This window comes from Amycolatopsis orientalis DSM 43388, from assembly GCF_000411975.1.
Lineage (GTDB): Bacteria > Actinomycetota > Actinomycetes > Mycobacteriales > Pseudonocardiaceae > Amycolatopsis > Amycolatopsis orientalis_D.
Genome location: NZ_ASXG01000098.1, coordinates 1 through 23,189, shown reverse-complemented (window position 1 = coordinate 23,189; position 23,189 = coordinate 1). Strand labels below are relative to the sequence as shown.

Sequence of the window (23,189 nt, the reverse complement as noted above, 5' to 3'; positions counted from 1 at the left end):
TCAGCGGGCGCGGGCATGCCTCGCCTCCTCGCGTCGGGCGGACGCGACCCGCCGCTGGACGCCGCGCGCCGGGATTCCTTGCCAAGCCGTGCCCGCGGGGAGGTGCTCGCCCTTCATGACCAGCGACATGGCCTCGACGGTGGCGCCGTCGCCGACCGCGCTGTCGTAGAGCACGACCGAGCGCGCGCCGATGCTGACGCCGGCCCGTACGTCGATGGCGGACATCTTCATCACCCGGTCCTCGAAGAGATGCGTCTGCAACGAGGTCGCGGCGCCGACGCAGGTGTCGTCGCCGAGCCGGACGAGGTCGAATTCGGTCAGGAACGTGGTGGAGATCCAGCAGCGTTTCCCGATTCTGGCCCCGAAAAGGCGCAATGCCGGGCCCAGCAGCGGCGTTCCGCTGAGCGCCCCGAGCAGCGCGGGAACGGCGGCGGTCTCGTACAGCGCGGTGACGAATTCGGTGCGCCGCACGAACCGGCTCCACAGCGGCTCGACTCGCGGCCGGTAGCGGCCGACGACCATCCACTTGACCGCGGCCACCGCGAGCACCACCGCGAGCCCGCCGAGCAACGCGGACAGCGGAGTCGCCAGGACCGTCGCGAGCGGACCGGCGGTCTTGGCGGTCCACAGTTGCAGGAGCAGGACGAGATAACCGCCGGCGGCCAGCAGGCTGCCGGGCACGACGATGCGGAAGAATTCGATCACGAACCGCTCGAACACGCGAAGCCGGCTCGGGCGGAAGGTGAGTTCGTCGGAGTGCTCGCCGCTGTCCTGGCGGCGGGGCAGCCGGATCGGCGGGGTGCCGAGCCAGGACGTGCCGTCCGGGATGCCGTCGTTCGGCGCGCTGGTGTGCACGCCGATCAGGCAGCCGTCGCCGACGGTCGTGCCGGAGCGCAGGAACGCGGCGTTGCCGATGAAGGAGCGACGGCCGACGGTGGTGGGGCCGAGCGCGACCTGTCCGTGGCAGTAGGTGGCGCCGCCGACAGCGGCCATGTCGGCGACGAAGCTTTCCGCGCCGAGAGTCAGCAGGCCCGGGTCGAGGTGGGACGCGGTGGAGACCTCGGACCGCGGGCCGATGCGGGCGCCGAGGCTCCGCAGCCAGCCCGGCGTGTACAGCGTCGAGTAGAGCGAATTCGTCGCGGCCAGGCTCGCCTGCAGGAGTTTGTCCGCGATCCACTTGCGCAAGCCGAACGGCGAGGCCACCGGGTGGATGCCGGGCGGGGTGACCGGCAGGACGAGCCGTTTGCCGAGGAAGACCACCAGGCAGGCGGCGGCGGCGGAAACCGGCCCGGCGGCGAGGCAGGCGAGCCAGCCTCCGGAAGCGCCGTAGGTCAGGTACGCCCAGCTGCCGAGCGCGATGGACGGGGCGAGGAAGATCAGCGGCAGCAGTTCGACGAAAAGCCACGCTGCGAGATACCCGGCCCGCATCGGGCGGGAGCAGTCGCGGCTCGGGCGGGCGCGCAGTGCGGTGATGAGCGGGTCGGCGTGCGCGCACTGCCGCGACGGGGAACCGGACCAGTACTGCCCGGCCGGGATCCGCTGCCCGGCGGCCGCCGCCGACATTTCCGCGAGTCCCGCGCCGGCACCGAGTTCCGCGCCGGGTTCGACGACCGCGTTCGCGCCGACGAAGGACTGCGCGCCCAGCACGACCGGCGCGATGTGCACCCGGTTGTGCTTGACGTGAAAGGCCTGCACGTGTGCGCCGTACCCGACGCTGACGTCGTCCCCGACGGTCAGCAGCGACGGCAGCGACAGGTTCGCGCTCGCGAACTGGCAGCGGCGCCCGACCCGGGCCCCGAGCAGGCGCAAATACCACGGCAGCAACGGGGATCCGCTCATCGTGCCGAGCGGGGCTAGCGCGAGCAGGCCTTGCGTGAGCCACACCCGGAAGTACGCGGCGCTCCACAATGGATACTCGCCGGGCGCTATCCGGCGCGACAGCAGGCGCACGCCGGCGACGGGAAGCAGGAATCGCGCGACGACGTAAGCCGCCGGCGCGACGGCGACCAGCGCCCATACCGAGCCGAGAGACAGCACTCCGGCGGACTGGCCGAGGATCACCGCGACCGGCGCGCCGAGAAGCAAGAGGAACACCGAAAGCGCGCCGAGTTGCGCCGCGCCCCACCCGAACACGCGTCCCGTGCCGGTGCGCCGCGGCGGGGACTGGCTCGGGTCCCGGCGCGCGGGCGCCCGTTCCGCCAAAGTGCGTGCCAGGGCCCGGATCGTGGGATGCGCGTAGATGTCGGCGACCGATGCTTCGGGCGCCACACCGCGTTCCCGCAGGATCGAGACGGCACGGGCGGCCAGCAGCGAATGCCCGCCGAGATCGAAGAAATCGTCCGTCACCGACACCTCGGCCGCGGGCGTGCCGAACACCTCGGCCCAGACCGCGGCGAGGGCGCGTTCGGCAGGGGTCGCCGCGGCCACCGCGGCCGTGGTCCCGGGCCGGAACCGGGTGCCGGACGGCCGGGGGAGCCGCCCGCGGTCGACCTTGCCGCTCGGCATCATCGGGAGTTCGTCGAGCGTTTCCACGTAGCCGGGGATCATCGCCGCGGTCAGCCGTTGCCGCAGGATCCCGTGCAGCCGCCCGAGGACGGCCTGCCGGTCGCGCGCACCGCGGGCGAAAGTCAGGTACGCCACCAGGTCTTGCGCGGGGGCGTCCGGGTGCGGCGCGACGGCCGCGCCGGAGACCTGCGGGTCCTCCAGCAGGATGCTTTCGATTTCCTGGAGATCGATGCGATGGCCGCGGATCTTGACCTCGCTGTCGGCCCGCCCGAGGTATTCGATCTCGCCGCCGGGGAGCACCCGGCCGAGGTCTCCGGTGCGGTACAGCCGTCCGCCGCCGGTGATCCGGGGGTCGTCGAGGAATCGCTCCGCGGTCAGGTCCGGCCGGTTCAGGTAGCCGAGCGCGACGCCGGGGCCGCCGATGCAGATCTCGCCGACGGCGCCGTCCGCGACCCGTTCCAGCCGCTCGTTCAGCAGGACGATCCGGTAGGTCGGCAGGGCGCGGCCGATCGTCACCGGCCGCCCGGGAAGCAGCTCGCCCCAGGTCGCGGTCACGGTCGCTTCGGTGGGGCCGTAGGTGTTGAGCATCCGCCGGCCCGGCCGGCTCCACCGCTGGACCAGTTCGGCCGGGCACGCTTCGCCGCCGACCAGGAGCGTGCGGATGCCGGGGAGATCGCAGTCGACGGTCGCGAGCACGGTCGGCACGCAGTACAGCACGGTGATGCGGTGGTGCCGCAGGAAACGGGCGAGGCCGGTGCCGATGCGGTCGGCTCCGGTCGGTCCGGCGACAAGCGTCGCGCCCGCCGCCCAGGTGGGCCAGACCTCCTCGATCGAGAAGTCGAAGGCGATCGTCATGCCCTGGTAAACGCGGTCGGTGCGGCGGACGCCGTAGATGCCCGCCACCACCTCGACGAAGTTGCAGATGCTCGCGTGGCCGACCGCGACGCCCTTGGGCCGTCCGGTGGAACCCGAGGTGTAGATGACGTAGCAGGGCTCGGCCCCGGGCGGCGGCAGGCGCGGCCGGTCCGGGCGGACGCGGCCGAGTTCGGCGGCCAGCTGCTCGGGCCGCAGCACCGGGCAGCGGACGCCCGCGGCGGCGGCCTCCAGCCCGGCGCTGACGACGAGCAGGTCCAGCGCCGCGTCTTCGGCGACGTAGCGCACCCGGTCGGCGGGTGCGGCCGGGTCGATGGGGACGAACGTCGCACCGGTTTTCAGGACCGCGAGCAGCGTCGTGTACATCGGCACCGAGCGCGGCACCAGGATGCCTACGCGCTGGCCCACGCGAACACCCCGGCGCAGCAGCACCTGGGCCATCCGGTTGGCGCGCTCGTCGAGCTGGCGATAGGTGAGCCGGTGCGGTCCGCATTCCAGCGCGATGGAATCCGGGATTTCCGCACAGGCTCGTTCGAAGAATTCGTGCAGCCTGGTGGGCTGCTTAGCCCGGAGCGGCACGGTGCCGAGGCGCGCGGTGTCCTCGACGGAAATCGACAAGTCCTCGCTCAACTGGCTTTCCGTTCTGCGGTGGGGGAATTCGCGGACGGGCGCGGCGCCGCGCCGTCGGCGAGCGGTCCGCGGAGGCACATTCCGGGAGATTTCCGTCCTGGCCGGCGGCGGTCCCAGGCCGAATTCCGGTACCGCCGTATTCGCCGAGTTTTCCCGGTCAGTCCGGATATTTCTCCGCGGCCGGGGAAACGGGCGTCATGACGGTGTTCTCCTGAGGTGCGGGTGCTTCGGGATCGATTGCCGGGGCAGGCTATGAACCGTTCGCTGTGAGGAGACTGAGAACTCGAAGCCCGGGAACGGTTTCCGGCGGACCCGGGAATCCGAGCTGAAGTTTCCCTGAATTGTCCGCGCCCGGCAGGGAAAAGGGCGGCCGCCGCGGGTTGTGCCGATCGCTGCGCGTGGCGGAAGTGCGAAACCGCGTGAGCAGGCCGACACTTGCCGGTGTGCGAGTGCGGAGAGAGTCGTCGTTCTGGGCCGTCGCGGCCGCGGTGCTGCTGATCGCCGGCTGCAGTGCGCCGCCGGACCGGGGCGCGCCGCCGGCCGTTCCCTCGCCGGAGCCGGCCCCGCAGCAGGAAGGCACGCTGGGGTGGGAAATCACCCATCCGGGGCGCGAGCACGCCATCGAAGGCTTCGCCGACCGGACCAGCGTGCTGCCCGGCGCGGCCGTGCACTTGTTCGTGAGCACCACGGCCGCGCACTACACGGTGACGGCGTTTCGCATGGGCGGCTACCGCGGCTCGCCCGCCTTGCGGGTCTGGACCTCGCCGCGCGAGGCGGGATCGGTCCAGCCCCGCCCGGTCGTCCAGCCGCCGACCAGCACGGTCGTGGCGCCGTGGCGGCCCTCGCTGGAGGTGCGGACCGACGGGTGGCAGCCGGGGGACTACCTGTTCCGCCTGGACGGCGACAACGGAGCGCAGCAATTCGTGCCGCTCACGGTCCGCAGCCGTTCGAACGCGGGAAAAATCGTGGTGGTCAACGCCGTCACGACGTGGCAGGCGTACAACCAATGGGGCGGCTACAGCCTCTACGACTCGCCGAGCGGGCGAAAGGCGCAACGCTCCCGCGCGGTGTCCTTCGACCGGCCTTACCAGGCCGCGGACATGCAAGGCGCGGGCGATTTCCTCTACTTCGAACTGCCGTTCCTGCGTTTCGCCGAAGCGAGCGGCCTGCCGTTGGGCTACGCCACCGACGTCGACCTGCACGCCGACCCGCATGTGCTCGACGGAGCACGCGCGCTCGTCACCCTGGGCCACGACGAGTACTGGTCCGCCGCGATGCGCCAGCACGCCACCGCGGCCCGCGACCAAGGCGTGAACCTGGCCTTCTTCGGCGGCAACGAGATCTACCGGCACATCCGGTTCGCGCCGACCGCCCTCGGTCCCGACCGGCTCGAGGTCGACTACAAATCCTTCGCCGAGGACCCGTACCACCTGACCGATCCGCCGGAAGCCACGCCGGAGTGGCGTTCGCCGCCGTTCCCGCGCCCGGAAAGCGTGCTGCTGGGCAACTATTACCACTGCAATCCGGTGCAGGCGGCACTCGTCGCCGCCGACGACTCCAGCTGGCTGCTGTCCGGAATCGTCCACAACGGACAGACCTTCGCCGGGCTGGTGGGCAACGAGTACGAACGGGTCGACCTGTCCGTCCCGACCCCGAGGCCGATCCAGGTGCTCTTCCACTCGCCGGTGACCTGCGGGGGACACCCCGATTTCGCCGACACCAGCTACTACCGCGCTCCCAGCGGAGCGGCGGTGTTCTCGGCAGGCACTCAATACTGGATCTGCGCGCTGGACCCCGGCTGCCCCCAGGACCACGGGGACCGCACGGCGAACACCGCGATCGCGGCGATCACCAGCCGGCTGCTGAACGCCTACGCACAAGGCCCGGCGGGCCGCGCGCACCCCGCCGTCGACAACCTCGCCGCACTCCGCGTGCCGGGCGCGCAGGCCAATCCGCGGCCAACCCTGCCGCCCGACAACTCCGGAACCCGGTGATCCCGCGGTCGCGGCGCCCGGAAACGGTGCGGGGCCTGGACGGAACCGGACGTCCCGCCCGCTGGCGGCAGGCTCCGCGCGGGCCGGTCAGGCTCCGGCGGCGGTGACGATCGCGTCGGTGGCGAACCCGAGGACCAGGCCGAGGAACAGGCCCCACGTGGTGATCACCTTGAGCGTGGATTTCCGTGCCACCGCGAGCAATTCGACCACGACGTACAGGATGGAGCCCGCCGCGAGCCCGAGGAACGCGATGGAGAGGGTGTCGTTGACGAAGCTCTGGCCGACCAGGGTGCCGAGGAACGTGGGCCCGCCGCCGATCAGGCCCAGCAGGGCCAGATAGCCCCAGGACGGCCGCTGTCCGGTGAGCGGCGCGACGATGCCGAAACCCTCGGTCGCGTTGTGCAGCCCGAAACCGATCACCAGCAGCACCGCGAGGCTGAGTTCGCCGCCCGCGGCGGAGTTGCCGATCGCTAGTCCCTCGGCGAAGTTGTGCAGTCCGATGCCGATCGCGATGGTGAGCGCCAGCCGCCCCGCCGGCCCGCGCGCGGTCGCACCGTTCAGTTCGCCGGCCGCCGCGGTGCCCGGGCCGAACGAGCGCGCTGCTTTTTCGCGCCGTGCGGCCGATTCGTCGACGTAGGCGAGGCCGAGCAGGCCGATGCCCAGCGCGACCGCGAGCACCGCGCCCTTCCCCGCGGCCGAACCGGCGCGGTCGTGCGACAGCGCCGAGTCGATCGGCTCCCACGCGTGTGCCAGCACGTCCCACAGCAGGAAGATCAGGATTCCGGTCGCGGTGGCGTTCAGCAGCGCTTTCATCCGGGGCAACGGCGTCCGGAGCCGGCCGAGCGGCAGGCCGAGGAAGATGGTGAGCCCGGCGATGCCGCCGAGGAGCGCGATCTGAGCGGAAGACATGGGAGTTCCCGGTTCTGCGAAGGGGGCGGAGCGCCAGGACCGTAACCTCAGCTGAGCCTTCCCTAACAGAGGCGGTCCTCAGTTTTAACCGTCGGCTTGCCCGGGCGGGGTGGTTCGCGGGCCGATGTCCGGAAAGTTCCACCCTCTGCTGTGGACTCCCGTGGCCCGGAGTTCGTGCAGGCCGGCGCATCCGGAACGGCGTCGCGACCAGTCCGGTCAAGATCACCTGCCGGGCCCGTCCCGGGTTGACCCGCATCACAGCCTCTGGACGGTTCCGTGGAAGCTCCTTACGGTAGGTGAGCCTTACCTAACTTAGTGCCGAGGAGTTGCCGCCATGCCCCAGCCCAGTTCGACTGCCGACAAAGCCGCTCCCTTCGCGATCGGCCTGTTCCGCATCGTCATCGGCCTGCTCTTCGCCTCCCACGGCGCCGCCTCGCTCTTCGGGATTTTCGGGGGAGCGGCCGGCACCCAGGGCGGAACCGTCGCGGCCGGGGCCTGGCCGTCCTGGTACGCGGCGGTGATCCAGCTGGTCTGCGGCCTGCTGGTCGCGGCGGGGGTGTGCACCCGCAGCGCGGCGTTCCTCGCCTCCGGTTCGATGGCCTACGCCTACTTCGTCGTCCACCAGCCCGACGGGCTTCTCCCGCTGCAGAACCACGGCGAGTCCTCCGCCCTGTTCTGCTGGGCATTCCTGCTGCTCGTCTTCACCGGCCCGGGCGCCGTCGCGCTCGGCTCCCTGGTCCGTCGCCCGGCCGCCTCGCCCGCCGCGGCAGCTGCCTGACGACCTGCGGACGCTCGCACTCTCGATTTCCCGGCAGCTCAAAGACAATCCGGTGCCGGGGCAAGCGGGTCGGCACCGGCCAGATCGCGCCGGGCCGGCACGATTCCCCCTCAGTCAAGCCGGTCGGCCATCGCCTCGCCGAGCATGATCGTGGCGAGATTGGTGTTGGCGCGGGGGACGGACGGGAAGACCGAGGCGTCGACCACCCGCAGGCCGTCCACGCCGAGCACCCGGCACGCCGGGTCGACGACCTCGCCCATCCGGCACGTGCTGGTTCCGTGCTGCGCGTCGACCACGGTCGCGAGGAGGTAGTCGTCCAGTTCGGCGTCGTGGTCGAGGACTTCGAACAACTCGGGGTTCGCACCCTCCACAGTGGACGCCAATGCGGGCGCGGTCTCGGCGCTGCGGGCCAGTTCGACGAGCTTCCGCACGCCTTCGCGCAGCCGCGCCAGGTCGCGTTCGTCGGAGAGCATCCGCTCGGCGACGCGCGGCTGCGCCGTCGGATCCGCCGACGTCAGGGTCAGCTCGCCACGAGAGTGGTTCTGGTTGAGCCAGACCCCGAACGCTCCGCTGTGGACACCCGGGTCGGCGGCGGCCATCGCGAGCACGTTCTGGTTGAGGGACACGAACATCAGGTCGTCGGCGAACTCGCCGCCCTCGCTGGTCCACCGGACGCAGACGTTGGTGTGGCGGTCGTGCGGGGACTTGACGGCCGACTCCTCGGTCAGCGGCAGCGAGACCAGCGCCATCGGATGGTCCTGCAGACCCTGTCCGACCGGGAGGTCCTGGCGGACCTCGATGCCGAGCGAGGCCAGCTGCCGCGCCGGGCCGATCCCGGACCGGAGCAGGATCGCCGGGGAGTGGATCGCGCCGGTGCTGAGCACGACGGTGTCCGCGTATTCGTCGACGGCGGTGCCGCCGGCGAGCACTCGGACGCCCACCGCCCGGCCGGAGCGGAACAGGACCCGGTCCACGAGCGCGTCGCCGCGGATCGCGAGGTTCTCCCGGCCGCGCGCGGGCTCGAGGTAGCCGTCGTTGACCGACACGCGGCGCCCGGCGCGGGAGTTGATCGGATAGGGCGAGACGCCGGTCGCCCCGGGCGCGTTGACGTCGGCCGCCCACGGGTAGCCGGCGGCGAGCGCCGACCGGGCGAGCGCCGCGTCGACGCCGCCCCAGCGGTCCCGCGGCACGCGGTGGATCGGCGTCGGCCCGCCGCGTCCGTGGTAAGGCTCGTCGCCGAACTCCTCGTCGTCTTCGAGCCGGGCGAACCAGGGCAGCACCTCCCGCGGAGACCAGCCGGGCAAAGCCCAGTCGGCGAAATCCGCCATCGGCGGGCGGATGGCGATCTGCCCGTTGATCGCCGAACTGCCGCCGGTGCCCCGGCCGCGCCAGTAAGGCGCCGCGGGCTGCTTCTCGGTGCGGGTGGCGTCGAGACCCTCCCAGACCATGCCGGCCGCGGCGGTGGGGTGCATCAGGGCGACGGCCGGGTTGGGCGAGCGCCACTCCTCGGGCGTCTCCGCCGATCGGCAATCCGCGCCCGCTTCCAGCAGCAGCACCCGTTTGCCCTGCTCGGCGGACCGGACCGCGAGCGCGGCTCCCGCCGATCCCGCGCCGACCACGATCAGATCCCAGCCGCCTGCAGCCATGCCGTCCTCCGGAGTCGCTCGACGGACTAAACTGTGCGCCACGCCTTGAGTTCAGTCAAGAATGAATTTTCACTTAAAAATGAACGGAGGTGGCCGTGCCGGCCGGACAGGACGAGCTCGTCGAGGACTTCGGCGTGCACATCGGCCGCGCCATGGGATGGCCGCCGATGGCGGGCCGGACCGCGGCGCTGCTCATGCTCAGCGAAAAACCGCTCACCACGGCGCAGTTGCAGCAGCGGCTCGACGCCAGCAAGGGTTCGGTCTCGGAGATCACACGCCTGCTGATCGTCAACGGCACCGTCGAGCGGTTCAAAGAACCGGGCAGCCGCCAGTTCGTCTACCGCTGGCGCGACGACGCGTGGATCGGCTGCCTGCGGCACCAGCTCGACCAGACCGCCGAACTGCTGAAGCTCGCCGAACGCGGCCACGAGCGCGGCGAAGCGTTCGACGCCACGCAGCGGGCGCGCCTGACCGACATGCGCGACTACTACCGGTTCATGGTGCGCGGCCTGGAAGACCTGCTGGCCGCGTATGGCAAGCAGCAGCAAGGGAAATAGCCCGGCCGGTCTTCGCTGCCGGTCGCCGGAACCACGCTGGGCGAATTCGCGAAACCAGTGGCGAGCGGGTCCGAAATCAGCGGACGGCCGGGGGACCGGTCGTGCCGCGGACCACGAGTTTCGGGTCCAGCACGGTTTCCCTCGGTTCGCGGGTTTCGTCCTCGAGCCGGGCGACCGCCTGCCGTACCGCCTGTTCGGCGATCCGGTTCGCGTCCTGGCGGACCGTCGTGAGGTCGAGGTAGGACAGGTGCGACAGGTGGTTGTCGTCGTAGCCGACGACGGAAATGTCCTTCGGCACGTTCAGGCCCGCGCTGGCGAAGGCGTGCATGAGGCCCACTGCGCACCGGTCGTTCCCGGCGAGCACCGCGGTCGGCAGCCGGTCTTCGTCCAGCAGCTGCCGGGCCGCTGCCATCCCGGCTTCTTCGGAGTACTCGCCGGGAAGGACGCGCGCGGGGAGCTTGTGCCGGCGCATCGCGCCGCGATAGGCGCGACGGCGGTCCGGGGCGCCAGGACCTTTCCCGCCGTCGACGTGCACGATTTCGCGGTGGCCCAGCTCCGCCAGGTGGTCGACGGCCTGGCGGACGCCGACGGTGTCCGCGGTATGCACGCTGTCCAGGTGCGCTCCCGGGACGCGGCGGCCCACGGAGACGACGACGGTGCGCCGGCCGAGTTCGGCGAGATACGCCTGCTCCGACTGGGAACCCAGCAGGATGACCGATTCGCAGCGGTGGCTCAGCAGCGCTTCCACTGCCTTGCTTTCGTCGCGGCCGGGCGCGGTCGCGGACAGCAGGACGTCGTAGCCCAGCCGTTCGGCCTCCGGATAGACGCCCTCGACGAGGTCGGCGTCGAACGGCTGGTGCACGGTCAGCACGACGCCGAGCGTCCGGCTGCGCCCGCGGGCCAGCAGCCGGGCGGCGTTGTCCGGGCGGTAGCCCAGCTCGTCCGCGGCGGCGAGAACGCGCTGGCGGGTGGCCTCGCTGGCACCGGGCTGCTTGCGGAACACCAGGGACACGAGCGCGCGGGAAACGCCGGCTTTGGCCGCGACGTCGACCATCGTCGGACGGCGCGGTTTGCCGGCCGTTTCCTCGCCGGGCGGCTGCTCGGGCACGGCGTCCCTCCTCTCGTCGGCGTTCCGGCGGGATTCTTCCAGGCTCTTGACAGCCCGCTGTGACAGCCAGCATAGTTCACCGCACTAGAGCGCGCTAGTAGAGCGCACTAGACGACCGCGACCGTCCCTTTCCCCTGAAGTCCGGGAGGACCCGCCGTGACGACGATGTCCCGTATCACCGCCGGAAACCTGTGCCTGGGTTCGGCGCCCGACTCCTGGGGGATCTGGTTCCCCGAGGACGAGCACCAGGTCCCGTGGACCCGGTTCCTCGACGAGCTGGCCCGCGCCGGCTACCGCTGGTTCGAGCTGGGCCCCTACGGCTACCTGCCCACCGACCCGCGAGAGCTGGCCGACGCCGCCGCCGCGCGCGGCCTGCGGGTTTCCGGGGGCACCACCTTCGGCGCGCTGCACCGCCCGGAGGCGTTCGCGGAGACGGTCGCGACCGCCCGCCGGGTCGCCGAGCTGACCGCCGCCGCGGGCGCGCACCACCTGGTCTTCATCCCGCCGATGTACCGCGACGAGAAGACCGGCGCGTACACCGAGGACCCGCGGCTGACGGCCGAGCAGTGGAACTCCCTCGGCGGCCGCGCGAACGAACTGGGCCGGATCCTGCTGGAGGAGCACGACGTCCGGCTGGTGCTGCATCCGCACGCGGACAGCCACATCCAGACCCAGCCGGAGATCGAGCGGTTCCTGAACGAGACCGATTCCCGGTACGCGAACCTCTGCCTCGACACCGGCCACGTCGCCTACGGCGGCGGGGACAACCTCGACCTGATCCGCCGGTTCGGCGAGCGCGTCGGGTACGTGCACATCAAGCAGATGGACCCGGTTGTGCTCGAACAGGTCGCCGCCGAAGGGCTTTCGTTCGGCGAGGCGGTCAAGCGCGGCGTCTGCGTCGAACCGCCCGCCGGGGTGCCCGATCCCGCCTCGGTCGTCGACGCGTTGTCCACACTGGACGCCGAGCTGTTCGTGATCGTGGAACAGGATCTCTACCCGTGCGCCGCGGAGGTTCCGCTGCCGATCGCGGTGCGCACGCGCGAGTACCTCGCCGCCCAGGGGCTCAGCGGCAGCACCCGCCCGCGTCTGGGCTGACGCTTTCCGGGGAACCACGGGGAAACTTACTGATCCGCGCCAGCGGGGTCTGGCGCACGGGGCAATGGAGCACCCACATGAATCAGGTCCGGGCAACGACGCCGCCTGCCGTGCCGCTCGACGAAAAGGGACCGCATTCCCGTCGGCTGCGGCTGGTCACCGTGATAGCGACCTTCGGCGGCCTGCTTTTCGGCTACGACACCGGGGTCATCAACGGCGCGCTGCCGTACATGAAGACCGACCTCGGCTTGTCGCCGTTCACCGAAGGACTCGTCACGAGTTCGCTGCTGCTGGGCGCCGCGCTCGGCGCGGTCGTCGGCGGGCGGCTGTCGGACCGGAGGGGCCGCCGCCGGAACATCCTGATGCTGGCTGTGATCTTCCTGATCGGCACACTGGGCTGCACGCTCGCGCCGGTCACCGCGATCATGGTGCTGAGCCGGTTCGTTCTCGGGCTGGCAGTCGGAGGCGCGTCGGTCACCGTGCCGACGTATCTCGCCGAGGTCTCGCCCGCCGAGCGGCGCGGGCGGCTGGTCACCCAGAACGAGCTGATGATCGTCTCCGGCCAGCTGCTGGCGTTCACGTTCAACGCGATCATCGGGAACTCCTTCGGGGAAACCGGCGGGGTCTGGCGCTGGATGCTCGTCATCGCGACGCTGCCCGCGGTCGTGCTGTGGTTCGGCATGCTGGTGATGCCGGAAAGCCCGCGCTGGCTGGCCTCGAAGGACCGGTTCGCCGACGCGCTGGCCGTGTTGCGGCAGGTCCGCTCCGCGCGGCGGGCCGAGGCCGAACTGGCCGAGGTGCGGCAGCTGGCGATCGAGGACAAGCAGTCGCAGACCGGCGGCCTGCGCGACCTGGCGACCCCGTGGATCCGCCGGCTCGTGCTCGTCGGCATCGGGATCGCCATCGTCCAGCAGATCACCGGCGTCAACTCGATCATGTACTACGGCACGCAGATCCTCACCGACGCTGGATTCTCCGCGGACAGCGCGCTCACCGCGAACATCGCCAACGGCGTGATCTCGGTGCTCGCCACGTTCGTCGGGATCTACCTGCTGGGCAAGGTGAACCGGCGGCCGATGCTGATCGCGGGCCAGCTCGGCACTACCGCGGCGCTGCTGCTGATCGGCGTGTTCTCGCTGCTGCTGCCCGCCGGGGAAGGCCGCGCGTACGTCGTGCTCGCGCTGACGGTCACGTTCCTCGCCTTCCAGCAGGGCGCGATCTCCCCGGTCACCTGGCTGATGCTGTCGGAGATCTTCCCGCTGAAACTGCGCGGGTTCGGGATGGGCATCGCGGGACTGGTGCTGTGGCTGACGAACTTCGCGATCGGCCTGACGTTCCCGATGCTGGTGGCCGCGCTGCACATCTCGACGACGTTCTTCATCTTCGTCGGGCTCGGCGTCGTCGCCATCACGTTCGTGGCGAAGTACGTCCCGGAGACCCGCGGGCGTTCGCTGGAGACGCTGGAAGTCGAGCTGCACAGCCGATTCGGCCGGTCCGAGCCGGCCGCGGCCGGAAAGGAGCGCTGACCATGTCCGTCCTCGCGGCCGTGACCGATTCCGAAGAGGGCGAGCTCGCCCTCGCCCGGGGCGTCGCCGAAGCCGAGCTGCGCGGCACGGAACTGCTGGTCGCCAACCTGCGGCTGAGCCCGTTGGAGGCGCCCGGCGCGGCGGAGGTCCTGGAACGCCGCCCGGGAGTGGACATCGCCGAGCACGTGCTCGATCTGCTCGACGAGCGCGCCGGGGAAATCGAGCTGCTGGTGATCGGCGTGAAGCGCCGGTCGCCGGTCGGGAAGCTCGTGCTGGGAAGTGTCGCGCAGCGGCTGCTGCTCGGCGCCGAAGTGCCTGTCCTGGCTGTGAAAACAGCTGAACGCTGAGAAGAAGGGAGATCCCGCCGTGACCGTACGCGTGGGAGTGATCGGGGCCGGGATGATCGGCCAGGACCACGTCCGCCGGCTGACCGAGGTGGTGCACGGGGCGGAGGTGTCCGCGGTGACCGACCTCGATGCCGAGCGGGCCGCGACGGTCGCCGCGGCGGTCGGCACCCGGGCGGCGGCCGACGGGGCAGAGCTGATCGGACTGTCCGATGTGGACGCCGTGCTGGTCACGTCGTGGGGGCCGACGCACGCCGAGCACGTGCTGGCCGCGATCGCCGCCGGGAAGCCGGTGTTCTGCGAGAAACCGCTCGCCACCACGGCGGAGGACTGCCTGCGCATCGTGGAAGCGGAAATCGCATACGGGCGGCGGCTCGTCCAGGTCGGCTTCATGCGCCGCTACGACGCCGGGTACCGCGAGCTGAAGCGGGTGCTGGACGCCGGGGAGATCGGCACACCGTTGATGGTGCACTGCGCGCATCGCAACCCGACCGTCCCGGAGAGCTACCACTCCGAGATGGCCGCGCAGGACACCGCGGTGCACGAGATCGACGTGCTGCGCTGGCTGCTGTCCGACGAGATCGTGTCGGCGCAGGTGCTCACGCCGCGGCCGACCGCCAGGCGGTTCGAGCACCTGCGCGACCCGCAGATCATGCTGTTCGAAACCGCCGCCGGGGTGCGGATCGACCTCGAGGTGTTCGTCAACTGCCAATACGGCTACGACATCCAGTGCGAGACGGTGGGGGAGACCGGCCTGGCCCGGCTGCCGGAGCCGGCGCGGCTCGCCGTCCGCAGCGGCGAGGCGACGCGCGTCGCTGTGCCCCAGGACTGGAAGGAACGCTTCGGCGCCGCGTTCGACGTCGAGTTCCAGGAATGGATCGACACCCTGGCCGTCGGCGGTGAGCCGACCGGACCGTCCTCTTGGGACGGTTACGCCGCGACGGTGATCACCGACGCGACCGTGGAGGCGCTGGAGAGCGGCCGGGTCGTCGGCGTGACGATGAAGGACCGGCCCGCGTTCTACGCGGAGGGCGCGCGGTGAAGCTGGGTGCCTACACCGCGTGCCTGCACGACCGCACGCTGGCCGAGGCGCTCGAGGTGCTGCGCGCCAACGGGTTGACCTCGGCGGAGGTGAACAGCGGCGGATTCCTGCCCGCCCCGCACTGCCCAGTCGACCTGCTGCTGTCCTCGGCCACCGCGCGTCGCGAGTACCTGGCGGCGTTCGCCGAACGGGGCATGGAGCTGACCGCGTTGAACTGCAACGGAAATCCGCTCAACCCGCTGCCGGGTGTCGGGCCGAAACACGCGGAGGACCTGCGTCGCAGCATCCGGCTGGCCGGGCAGCTCGGCGTGCGGCACGTGGTGACCATGTCCGGCACGCCGGGGTCGGACCCGGACGCCAAGTACCCGTCGTGGGTGGTGAACCCGTGGGACGGCGTGTACCTGGACGTCCTGGACTACCAGTGGGACGTCGCGGCCGAGTTCTGGAACGAGATCGACGCGCTGGCGCGGGAGAACGGCGTGCGGGTCGCGATCGAAATGCATCCGCACAACCTGGCGTTCTCGCCGGTGACGCTGAAACGGCTGGTCGACGAGACCGGCGCGACGAATCTCGGCGCGGAACTGGACCCGAGCCACCTGATGTGGCAGGGCATGGACGTGGCCGAGTGCGTCCGGTGGCTCGGGCCGCTGGTCTTCCACGCCGCGGCCAAGGACGCGACGCTCTGTCCCGGCGTCAATATCCGCGGCGTGCTCGACACGTCGTTCTCCCGGGTGCCGGCCGGCGCGCCCGGACGCGTCCCGACCGGCATCGGCCACTGGTGCTCCGCCTGGCCGGAGGACCCGGCCTGGAAGTTCGTCGCGGTCGGTCTCGGGCACGATGTGGCCTATTGGACCGGATTCCTCCGCGCGCTGGCCGAAGTCGATCCGGAGATCGCGGTGAACATCGAACACGAGGACGCCGCGTACTCGCAGACCGAAGGGCTCGCGCTGGCGGCGAAGAACCTGCACGCCGCCGTGCGCGACCTGTGAAACCACCTAGACGCGGGGCGGCCGGGACCACTTTCCGGCCGCCCTGTCCCATTTTTCCGGAGGAAACCGTGAAACTCGCTCTCGACCCGCAGATGTTCTACGCGACCCATTCCGTGCTCGACCTGCCCGACGTCGTCGCGCGGACCGGCTACTCCTGGATGGAGCTGTCGCCGAAAGCCGACTTCATCCCGTTCTTCTCCCACCCGCGCGCGGACGACGCCACGGTGGCGAAACTGCGCAAGCGCGCCGCGGACGCCGGGGTCGGCATCGCGTCGGTGCTGCCGGTGCAGCGCTGGTCCGGGCCGGGGGAGGAGGAACGGCAGGCGGCGGTCCGGGCGTGGAAGCGGGCCGTCCAGATCGCCGTCGACCTCGGGGTGGACACGATGAATTCGGAGTTCAACGGCCGTCCGGAGGCCGCCGAGTTCGCCGAAAGCCAGTTCCTGCGCTCGATGGACGAGCTGGTCCCGGTGTTCGAACGCGAGGGCATGAAGCTGGTGCTGGAACCGCATCCGGACGACTTCGTCGAGGACGGCCACGCCGCCGTGCGGCTCGTGCGTGGGCTGAACCGGGACTGGATTTCGTTCCTCTACTGCACCCCGCACACATTCCACCAGGGCAACGACGCGAGCGGAATCATCGCCGAGGCCGCGGAGAAAGTCACCTACGTGCATCTGGCTGACACACTGGACCACACGGCGTCGAACGGCCTGCGCTACATCGTGAACCCGCCCGGCTCGACCGTCCGGGTCCACCAGCACGCCGAGATCGGCCGCGGCGAGGTGGATTTCGACGAGGTGTTCGCCGCCCTCGCCGACGTGGGGTTCGACGGGGTGGTGTCGTCGTGTGTGTTCGGCTGGAAGGAGCGGGCGGAGGAGATTTCGGTGCGGCAGCGGGAGAAGGCGACGGGGCTGATCGAGAAGCACTTCGGTGCCGGGAAGCTCTGAACGCAGCCACGAAGAAGGGGCGCGTCCGGCTGGACGCGCCCCTCTTTCGTATCGGTCAGTTCGCGGTGGGGAAGGTGAACGCCGCCCCGTGCGCCTCCGTCTCCGGCCACCGGGTCGTGACGACCTTGGCCCGGGTGTAGAACCGGACTCCGGCCGGGCCGTGGATGGGGCTGTCGCCGATCAGCGAGTCCTTCCAGCCGCCGAAGGAGTAGTACGACATCGGGACCGGGATCGGCACGTTGACGCCGATCATGCCGACCTTCACCCCGCGCTGGAAGCGCCGCGCCGCCTCGCCGCTGCCGGTGAAGATCGCGGTGCCGTTGCCGTACGGGTTGGCGTTGATCAGCGCGATCGCCTCGTCCACTGTGGACACGCGGACGACCGCCAGCACCGGTCCGAAGATTTCCTCGCGGTAGGCCTGCATTTCGGGCGTCACGTGGTCCAGAAGGGACGGTCCGACGAAGAAGCCCTCCTCGTATCCTTCGACCGAACGGCCGCGTCCGTCGACCACGACGGTGGCGCCTTCCTCCGCGCCCCGGGCGACCGCGGCGACGACGCGATCGCGGGCGGCGGCGGTGACGACCGGGCCCATGTCGCTCGAGGAGTCCGAGCCGGGGCCGACCTTGACCTCGTTCGCCTTGCGTTCCAGCACCCCGACCAGCCGGTCGCCCGCGTCGCCGACCGCGACCGCGACGGAGATCGCCATGCACCGCTGCCCGGCGGAGCCGAACGCGGCGGCGGTGAGGTGGTTGGCGGCGTAGTCGAGATCGGCGTCGGGCAGCACGACGGCGTGGTTCTTCGCCCCGCCGAGGGCCTGGACGCGCTTGCCGGCCGCGGTGCCGCGTTCGTGCACGTACCTGGCGATCGGGGTGGAGCCGACGAACGACACCGCGGCGACGTCCGGGTGGTCGAGGATCGCGTCGACCGCGACCTTGTCTCCGTGGACCACGTTGAACACGCCGTCGGGCAGCCCGGCCTCGGCGTAGAGCTGCGCGACCAGGTTGGACGCGGACGGGTCGCGTTCGCTGGGCTTGAGCACGAAGGCGTTGCCGGTGGCGATCGCGACCGGGTGCATCCACAGCGGCACCATGATCGGGAAGTTGAACGGCGTGATGCCGGCGACCACGCCCAGCGGCTGCCGGAAGTCGTGCACGTCGACGCCGTTCGAGACCTGGTCGGAGAAGCTGCCCTTGAGCGCGTCGGCGATGCCGCAGGCGTATTCGACGACTTCCCGGCCGCGCACGATCTCGCCGCGCGCGTCGTCGATCACCTTGCCGTGTTCGCTGGAGATGATCCGCGCCAGCTCGTCCTCGTGCTTGACCAGCAGCTCGCGGAACGCGAAGAGGACGCGCGTGCGCTGGGTCAGCGAAGAATCGCTCCAGGCCTCGAAAGCCTTGTTCGCGGCGGCGACCGCGGTGTCCACGTCCGCGGACTCGGCGAGCAGCACGGCCGACTGCTGCCGGCCGGTCGCCGGGTCGTAGACCGGCGCGGTGCGCGTCGAGCCGCCCGGCGTCGCGGTGCCGTTGATCCAGTGTTCGATGGTGTTCACGCTGCTCCTAGTCACAGGTAAGGCCGTTGCTGTCGCTTGGTTTCGGCGTAGGTTTCGCGCGCCGCGCGCGTGGAGTCGAGGTCGGAGACTTCGCTGACCGGCACGTCCCACCACGCCGATCCGGGCGGGTTGGGGCCGAGCGGGTCGGTTTCGACGTGCACGACGGTGGTCGTGGCATTCGCCTTCGCCTGCTTCACCGCGGTCCGGAATTCGTCCACAGTGGACGCGCGGAGCACGGTCGCGCCGAGGCTGGCCGCGTTGGCCGCGAGGTCGACCGGCAGGATGTCGCCTTCGAGCAGGCCGGAATCGGCGCGGTAGCGGTACGAGGTGCCGAACCGTTGCGAGCCCAGCGATTCCGACAGCGAACCGATCGAGGCGAAGCCGTGGTTCTGCACCAGCACGATGATCACCTTGAGCCGCTCGGCGACCATGGTGACGATTTCCTGCGCCATCATCAGATACGAGCCGTCGCCGACGAGCACGACCACTTCCCGGTCCGGCGCGGCCAGTTTCGCGCCCACGCCCGCGGCGACCTCGTAGCCCATGCAGGAGTAGGCGTACTCGACGTGGTAAGCCTTCGGATCCCTCGCCCGCCAAAGCATCTGCAGGTCGCCCGGCATCGAACCGGCCGCGTTGATGACCACGTCGCGGTCGTCCAGTTCGTCGTTCAGCGCGCCGAGGATCTCGGTCTGGGCCGGAAGCGGCTGGTTCCCGACTCGGAAGCACTCGTCGGCGGCGCGGTTCCACTCCTGCGCCAGCAGCCGGGCGCGGGTCCGGTACGCGTCGTCCACCTGCCAGCCGGCGAGGGCTTCGTGCAGCGCGGTGATGCCGCGTTTCGCGTCCGCGAGGACCATCTCCGCCGAGTGCTTGGCGGCGTCGAGCCGAGCGACGTTGAGGTTCACGAACTTCACCGCCGGATTGCCGAACACGGTGTGCGACGCGGTGGTGAAGTCGCTGTAGCGGGTGCCGATGCCCAGGACGACGTCGGCCTCCGCGGCGAGCGCGTTGGCCGCCGAGGTGCCGGTGGAGCCGATGCCGCCGACCGCGCTCGGATGGTCCCACGGCACCGCGCCCTTGCCCGCGTGCGTGTCCGCGACCGGAATGCCGGTGGCGGCGGCGAACGCGCGCAGTTCGTGCTCCGCTTCGGAGTACACGACCCCGCCGCCCGCGACGATCAACGGCGTTTTCGCGCTGCGCAGCAGTTCCACCGCGCGGGCGAGCGCTTCCGGTTCGGGGACCGGACGGTCGATGTGCCAGACGCGGCGGCGGAAGAACTCCTCCGGCCAGTCGCAGGCCTCGGCCTGCACGTCCTGCGGCAGGGCGAGGGTGACCGCGCCGGTTTCGACGGGGTCGGTGAGCACCCGCATCGCGGCGAGCGCGGCCGGGATCAGCTGTTCCGGCCGGCTGATCCGGTCGAAGTACTTGGACACTGGACGGAACGCGTCGTTGACCGAGACGTCGCCCGCCCGGGGGTCCTCCAGCTGCTGCAGCACCGGGTCCGGCCCCCGGGTGGCGAACATGTCGCTCGGCAGCAGCAGCACCGGGATCCGGTTGGTGGTGGCCAGCGCGGCTCCGGTGATCATGTTGGTCGAGCCGGGCCCGGTGGAGGCGGTGCAGGCGAAGGTCTGCAGCCGGTTGCGCATCTTCGCGAACGCGGTCGCGGCGTGGACCTGGCCCTGCTCGTTGCGCGCGAGGTAGTAGGGCAGGTCGGCTTCTCCGGTGCGCGCGGCCTGCAGCAGCGCCTGTCCGATCCCGGCGACGTTGCCGTGGCCGAAAATCCCGAAGCAGCCGGGGATCAGCCGCTGTTCGACGCCGTCGCGCTCGGAGTGCTGGCTGGCGAGAAAACGCACCAGGGCTTGCGCGGTGGTCAGTCTCATTTCGTGCCTCCGAAGGGCAGCCGCGGGTCGACGTCCTGGGATTCCCAGGTCTGGCGCACCCACGCGTGGGCGGGGTCGTCGCAGATCAGCCAGGCCCGCTCGGGGCCGGGGCCGGCCATCACGTTGAGGTAGTACAGGTCGTAGCCGGGCGCGGCCATCGACGGGCCGTGCCAGCCGTGCGGGATCAGCACGACGTCGCCGCTGCGGACCTCTTCGAGCACGTCGATCGGCCGCTCTTCGGTGCCGTAGACGCGCTGGTAGCCCATGCCTCCGTCGGCGACCTCGAAGTAGTAGATCTCCTCGAGTTCGCATTCTCCTTCGCGGGCCTCGTCGTGCTTGTGCGGCGGGTACGACGACCAGTTCCCGCCGGGGGTGAGCACCTCGCAGACCAGCAGCTGGTCGGCTTCGAAGGTGTGCGGCAGGCAGTAGTTGTTCACCTGGCGGCTGCAGATCCCCGCGCCGCGCAACTCGCTCGGCACGCCGGACGCCGGTCCGTACCGGGCAGGCAGGTGTTTCTCCGTTTTCGCCGACGGCAGGGCGAACCTGCCGCGACCGGTGATGACCGCGGAGGCATCCCTGGGCAGGTAAGCGAAATCGGTCACCGCGTCGAACACGCCGGTGCGGCCCGCCAGCTCGAACTTCTCCCCGGAAACCTCGACCGTGCAGCTGCCGGACAGCGGGAGGACGAGCGCTTCCGAATCGCCCGTGGCGACGGTTTCCGTGCCGTCGAGTTCGAGTACTCGCAGGCCCGAGTAGCCCCACCCGGCCGATTCCGGCGTGACGACGAGGCTGAACGGACCGTCCGCGGTGCTCCCGGCTTCGTGATAGCGCTTCACAGCAGCCCCACCGCCGTGTCGACGGCCTCGGCGACATCGCCGTCGTGCGGGTACAGCAGCGAGCGCCCGACCACAAGCCCTTGCACGGTCGGCAACGCCAGTGCTTCCTGCCAGGCGGCGAACGCCGCGTCGGGGTCCTTGACCTCTCCGCCGAGCAGCACTGCGGGCAGCGTAGACGCGGCCAGCACCCGCGCCATGTCGGCGACGACCGGCAGCTTCAGCCAGGTATAGGCCGACGAGCGGCCGAGGCCGGAGGCGATGGTGACGGACCGGATGACGGCCTCGGGGGAGAGATCGTTGCGGACCTTCCCGTCGACCCATTCGGACACGAACGGCTCGACCATCGCGATCAGCTTGCGGTCGGCGAGTTCGCCGATCGCTTTCGCGGTGTTCTCCAGGACGCTCGGGGTGGCCGGGTCGGAGAAGCAGATCCGGGTGAGCGTCTTGCCGCCGTCGAACCGCATGCGCGCGATGGTTTCCGCGTCGTAGCAGGCGAACCGGTCGTCGATTTCGAAGCTCGACCCGGCCAGCCCGGTGCGGTTCATCGACCCGATCACGGTCTTGCCGTCCAGCGCGCCGAGCAGCAGCAGGTCGTCGATGATGTCGGCGGTCGCGAGCACGCCGGTGACGCCCGGGCGTTCGAGCGCGAGGCACAGCCGGTCCAGCAGTTCGCCGCGGTCGGCCATGGCCAGCGGATCGGAGCCGACCGCGTTCGCCCCGCGCGCCGGGTGGTCGGCCGCGATGATCATCGTCCGGCCCTTGTCGTTGAACGGCGATTTCGCGCGCACCCGCGCCGCCGCCGCCTCGGCGATCGCCTCCGGATCGTGCACCCGTTTGGCGACGATCCGCTCGACGGTATTCATGCGTTTCCTCCGAGCTTGCGCAGTACCTGGTCTTCGGTGGGCATCGCGTCCGAACAGGACAGTTCCCCGGCGACGTGGGCGCCGGCCGCGTTCGCGAACCGCATCACGCGTTCGGTGTCCCATTCGGACAGCAGCCCGTGCACGAGCGCGCCGCCGAACGCGTCGCCGGCGCCGAGACCGTTGACGACGTCGACCGGCACCGGCGGCACCTCGACCTCGCCGCTGTCGTCCACGGCGAGGACGCCCTTCGGCCCCTGCTTCACCACGGCCAGCGAAATTCCCCGGTCCCGCAACGCTTTCGCGGCTTCGCGCGGCTCCCGGGAGGCGACCGCGGTGTCGCACTCGTCGAGGTTGCCGACCGCGACCGTGACGTGGTCGAGTGCCTTGCCCACCCACTCCCGAGCCTGCTCGCGGGACTCCCAGAACATCGGCCGGTAGTCCAGGTCGAGCACCGTGATCCCCTTGCGGCCGCGGGCTTCCAGCGCGGCCAGCGTCGCCGAGCGGCTCGGTTCCTGCGACAGCCCGGTCACCGTCACCCAGAACACTCTCGCCGCGCGGATCGCGTCGAGGTCGAGTTCGCCGGGGGAGAGGTCGAGGTCCGGGGCTTTGGGGAAACGGTAGAAGTAGAGGGGGAAGTCGTCCGGCGGGAAGATCTCGCAGAACGTGACCGGGGTCGGCAGATGCGCGGAGGTGCCGACGAACCGGTCGTCCACGCCGAATTCGCCGAGCGCGCGGTGCAGGTACCGGCCGAACGGATCGTCGCCGGTCTTGGTGATCACCGCGCTGCGGCGGCCGTAACGGGCGGCGGCGACCGCGACGTTGGTCGCGCTGCCGCCGAGGTATTTGCCGAACGAAGTGACGTCTTCCAGGCCGACGCCGGTCTGCTCGGGGTAGATGTCGACCCCGATCCGGCCCATCGTGACGAGGTCGAACCCCGTGGTCATCGTCGAGTCCTCCTGCCTGCCGCGGTGGCTCCGCCCTGTGACAGTGCAGCACCTCGGCAGACTTTGTCAAGACATATGGACATTAGGTCATTGCGACCTGGACCCGGTAGGCTCGGGGCATGAGACACCCTCTGTCAACCTCAGGCCGCCGAGGGAGGCTGGTGGGCTTGCTGCCGGTTG

At 70.7% G+C, this 23,189-nt stretch carries 18 protein-coding genes; 9 read left to right on the top strand and 9 right to left on the bottom strand.

The annotated features are described in order from the left end of the window. Positions 1-4,008, bottom strand: a complete 4,008-nt coding sequence (locus L942_RS19285; RefSeq protein ID WP_063695791.1) for a Pls/PosA family non-ribosomal peptide synthetase — start codon at positions 4,006-4,008, stop codon at positions 1-3. A 443-nt stretch (positions 4,009-4,451) separates the two neighbouring features. Between L942_RS19285 and L942_RS19280 the strand changes: the two genes are divergently transcribed. After that, positions 4,452-6,002, top strand: coding sequence for a N,N-dimethylformamidase beta subunit family domain-containing protein (locus L942_RS19280; protein ID WP_235079263.1), 1,551 nt, complete (start codon positions 4,452-4,454; stop codon positions 6,000-6,002). 87 nt (positions 6,003-6,089) lie between these two features. Here the strand turns inward: L942_RS19280 and L942_RS19275 are convergent, their stop codons facing one another. Further along, the gene (locus L942_RS19275) at positions 6,090-6,911 is read right to left on the bottom strand and encodes a ZIP family metal transporter (protein WP_037362300.1); all 822 of its coding nucleotides are present in this window, start codon (positions 6,909-6,911) and stop codon (positions 6,090-6,092) included. 334 nt (positions 6,912-7,245) lie between these two features. Here L942_RS19275 and L942_RS19270 point away from each other — a divergent pair, with 334 nt between their 5' ends. Beyond that, on the top strand, positions 7,246-7,689 hold the full coding sequence (locus L942_RS19270) for a DoxX family protein (RefSeq protein WP_051166089.1): 444 nt from the start codon (positions 7,246-7,248) through the stop codon (positions 7,687-7,689). A gap of 110 nt (positions 7,690-7,799) precedes the next feature. Here the strand turns inward: L942_RS19270 and L942_RS19265 are convergent, their stop codons facing one another. Beyond that, positions 7,800-9,335, bottom strand: a complete 1,536-nt coding sequence (locus L942_RS19265; RefSeq protein WP_037362299.1) for a GMC family oxidoreductase — start codon at positions 9,333-9,335, stop codon at positions 7,800-7,802. Positions 9,336-9,430: 95 nt separating this feature from the next. Between L942_RS19265 and L942_RS19260 the strand changes: the two genes are divergently transcribed. Then, on the top strand, positions 9,431-9,892 hold the full coding sequence (locus tag L942_RS19260) for a GbsR/MarR family transcriptional regulator (RefSeq protein ID WP_235079262.1): 462 nt from the start codon (positions 9,431-9,433) through the stop codon (positions 9,890-9,892). Positions 9,893-9,968: 76 nt separating this feature from the next. Here the strand turns inward: L942_RS19260 and L942_RS19255 are convergent, their stop codons facing one another. Next, a complete protein-coding gene (locus L942_RS19255) occupies positions 9,969-11,000 on the bottom strand; it encodes a LacI family DNA-binding transcriptional regulator (RefSeq protein ID WP_235079261.1) in 1,032 nt (343 codons plus the stop codon). Between the two features lie 165 nt (positions 11,001-11,165). Between L942_RS19255 and L942_RS19250 the strand changes: the two genes are divergently transcribed. The 6 genes from L942_RS19250 (at position 11,166) to L942_RS19225 (ending at position 16,940) form a co-directional block, all read left to right on the top strand. After that, entirely contained in the window at positions 11,166-12,095 is a 930-nt protein-coding gene (locus L942_RS19250) for a TIM barrel protein (protein WP_037362304.1), read from the top strand. 77 nt (positions 12,096-12,172) lie between these two features. After that, complete coding sequence (locus L942_RS19245) at positions 12,173-13,621, top strand: sugar porter family MFS transporter (protein ID WP_037362295.1); 1,449 nt, start codon at positions 12,173-12,175, stop codon at positions 13,619-13,621. Between the two features lie 2 nt (positions 13,622-13,623). Then, positions 13,624-13,968: a universal stress protein gene (locus tag L942_RS19240; protein ID WP_037362293.1), complete on the top strand. Its 345-nt coding sequence runs from the start codon at positions 13,624-13,626 to the stop codon at positions 13,966-13,968. A 19-nt stretch (positions 13,969-13,987) separates the two neighbouring features. Continuing rightward, the gene (locus L942_RS19235; RefSeq protein WP_037362291.1) at positions 13,988-15,007 is read left to right on the top strand and encodes a Gfo/Idh/MocA family oxidoreductase; all 1,020 of its coding nucleotides are present in this window, start codon (positions 13,988-13,990) and stop codon (positions 15,005-15,007) included. Further along, on the top strand, positions 15,004-15,996 hold the full coding sequence (locus tag L942_RS19230; RefSeq protein WP_037362289.1) for a sugar phosphate isomerase/epimerase family protein: 993 nt from the start codon (positions 15,004-15,006) through the stop codon (positions 15,994-15,996). The genes L942_RS19235 and L942_RS19230 overlap by 4 nt, the downstream gene beginning before the upstream one ends. 68 nt (positions 15,997-16,064) lie before the next feature. Continuing rightward, positions 16,065-16,940, top strand: a complete 876-nt coding sequence (locus L942_RS19225; RefSeq protein WP_037362287.1) for a sugar phosphate isomerase/epimerase family protein — start codon at positions 16,065-16,067, stop codon at positions 16,938-16,940. A gap of 55 nt (positions 16,941-16,995) precedes the next feature. On the opposite strand, the gene L942_RS19220 is transcribed toward L942_RS19225, so the two are convergent. Genes L942_RS19220 through iolC form a run of 5 tightly spaced genes read right to left on the bottom strand, consistent with a single transcriptional unit; the run spans position 16,996 to position 23,009 of the window. Beyond that, the gene (locus tag L942_RS19220) at positions 16,996-18,489 is read right to left on the bottom strand and encodes a CoA-acylating methylmalonate-semialdehyde dehydrogenase (RefSeq protein WP_037362286.1); all 1,494 of its coding nucleotides are present in this window, start codon (positions 18,487-18,489) and stop codon (positions 16,996-16,998) included. 11 nt (positions 18,490-18,500) lie between these two features. Continuing rightward, complete coding sequence (gene iolD, locus L942_RS19215; RefSeq protein ID WP_037362284.1) at positions 18,501-20,366, bottom strand: 3D-(3,5/4)-trihydroxycyclohexane-1,2-dione acylhydrolase (decyclizing); 1,866 nt, start codon at positions 20,364-20,366, stop codon at positions 18,501-18,503. After that, on the bottom strand, positions 20,363-21,202 hold the full coding sequence (gene iolB / locus L942_RS19210; RefSeq protein WP_037362282.1) for a 5-deoxy-glucuronate isomerase: 840 nt from the start codon (positions 21,200-21,202) through the stop codon (positions 20,363-20,365). The genes iolD and iolB overlap by 4 nt, the downstream gene beginning before the upstream one ends. Then, on the bottom strand, positions 21,199-22,065 hold the full coding sequence (locus tag L942_RS19205) for a Cgl0159 family (beta/alpha)8-fold protein (RefSeq protein WP_037362280.1): 867 nt from the start codon (positions 22,063-22,065) through the stop codon (positions 21,199-21,201). Before L942_RS19205 ends, iolB begins: the two co-directional genes overlap by 4 nt. Further along, entirely contained in the window at positions 22,062-23,009 is a 948-nt protein-coding gene (iolC, locus tag L942_RS19200) for a 5-dehydro-2-deoxygluconokinase (RefSeq protein WP_037362278.1), read from the bottom strand. Before iolC ends, L942_RS19205 begins: the two co-directional genes overlap by 4 nt. Positions 23,010-23,189 lie beyond the last annotated feature (180 nt).